The following is a 1760-nucleotide window of genomic DNA, read 5'->3' as shown; positions in this document are numbered from 1 at the left end:
AAAAACTCATTTAAATCACTTTGCTATTAAGTACAAATTGATTCTTAGAGCGAACCAGATTGCTTGGCAGGAGCTTAAAAATATGGCAGCTTAAAATTGACCGTGCGTAACATGAGATAATTACCGGGTTTATAAACACCGTGGCCAGGGTTGTTGCCAGTACTGCTTCTATAATCATGATTTCCTGTAGCAAATCCAAATGGCACCTCTTTATTTTTATTGTACGTTGCGATCGCAGTATAAATATTGGTGGCGGCAGGCCACATTTTGTTATCCCCATCATCACCATCAACAATATCGCCTACTTGAAATATATATTGATAACAACCTCTTCCATCTTTGGTATCTTGCGGGCAATTTGAATCATGTTGATTAAATATCCAGCTATACATATCGACTATTTGAGATGTACTGGTATGTGGACAATTAATTTCTGTACTACTAAAGAAAAAACCTTGAATATCAGGAACTTGAGCTATCATAAAATAAGATAACTCGTTCGTAGAGGAGGGTGATACTGCTACCTGCTGGCTCGCACATACCATTTCTGTGTACATAAGTGACAGAAGGATACTCAAAAAAAACCTTTTCATAGTCAACTCTCCGTTATTTTCGTATCTTTCTTTAAAATAAGCATATATGCAGGGATGCTGCTCTTTTTAAATTTCTCAATAATCCTATTTCACTATCCATTATAGCCTACTTATTTCAGCAGGAAGTGCATCATTAATGAACAAAAGGGATAGGGCTTTAATTTACTTTCAAAATAAGAAGCACAGGTTATGAACCATCAAAGCTAGTAGCTGAGCGTGAATTTTGTAGGGGATGGGTTGTCTTGTTCATGAGTTTTAATGGTGCTCGACATAGTTAAATAACTTTTTTGGCGTCGTACTAATTCAGTGTATAAGTTGCTATCTCTTGTCGCCAAATCGAGTATGAAGACAGTATTTCCATTAGGTAAAAGATAGTTCATGGGAAGCTTCTTAAAACAGCGCATCGAAAACAGTCTCAGTTCTTCACTGGCTTTTGCTTGCTCTGCTACATTTATCGCGTTTATCCAATTAGAAAGTAACACGGTCCATGTTGAAATGTCTGATCTAGATCTTTTGGCAAACAGAGTAGATGAGTTTTTGTTAAATGTTGTCATGGGTCTAGGATTAAAATCCTTCGTATGGTAGCTGGTAACCGGTTTAAAACCTATCTCAGGCGGAATCAGCAAATTATGACGGAAAACTTTTACTTGTTTATAGCCATCTAATCCTGAGAATATAGGTTGAAGCGGTTCTACACTGTCAAACTGTAAAAAAACCTCTCCATGGGCGCGTGCAAGTTCGGTCTCAGTTGAATCAGACAAGACAAAATGGATTAGCTGTTTGGGTAGAGCTCTGGTTTTTACCAGCCATAGTCGATGTTCATAACAAATTTCTACTGCAACTGGTATTGCTCGTTTTGTGCTGGGATGAATTAATGTCATCTCCGGTTTTTTTGTTTTTTCACTTGCCGTTCGGTAAATAGCATTAGGTTCTGGCATATAATGTGGAGTGCCCGGAGCTTTAGGTCTACGTGAATCCCAGGTTTCTATCCATGGACCAACTTTTCGATGCTTTTGAACAGTTTGATTTTGAAATAAATAGCTTGTATTACTGACTCATGTTACGCACGGTCAATTTTAAGCTGCCATATTTTTAAGCTCCTGCCAAGCAATCTGGTTCGCTCTAAGAATCAATTTGTACTTAATAGCAAAGTGATTTAAATGAGTT

At 37.6% G+C, this 1760-nt stretch carries 2 protein-coding genes; both read right to left on the bottom strand.

Annotation, left to right across the window (positions count from 1 at the left end; translation table 11 throughout):
- Positions 1–10 precede the first annotated feature (10 nt).
- Positions 11–178 carry a hypothetical protein gene (locus ELY15_RS16310; RefSeq protein WP_158617526.1) on the bottom strand — a complete coding sequence of 56 codons (168 nt, stop codon included), beginning with the start codon at positions 176–178 and terminating at the stop codon, positions 11–13.
- Between the two features lie 618 nt (positions 179–796).
- Positions 797–1531 carry a hypothetical protein gene (locus ELY15_RS15565; RefSeq protein ID WP_127101646.1) on the bottom strand — a complete coding sequence of 245 codons (735 nt, stop codon included), beginning with the start codon at positions 1529–1531 and terminating at the stop codon, positions 797–799.
- Positions 1532–1760 lie beyond the last annotated feature (229 nt).

The organism is Legionella sp. km772, from assembly GCF_003989735.1.
GTDB lineage: Bacteria > Pseudomonadota > Gammaproteobacteria > Legionellales > Legionellaceae > Legionella.
This window is presented reverse-complemented; position numbering and strand designations above follow the sequence as displayed.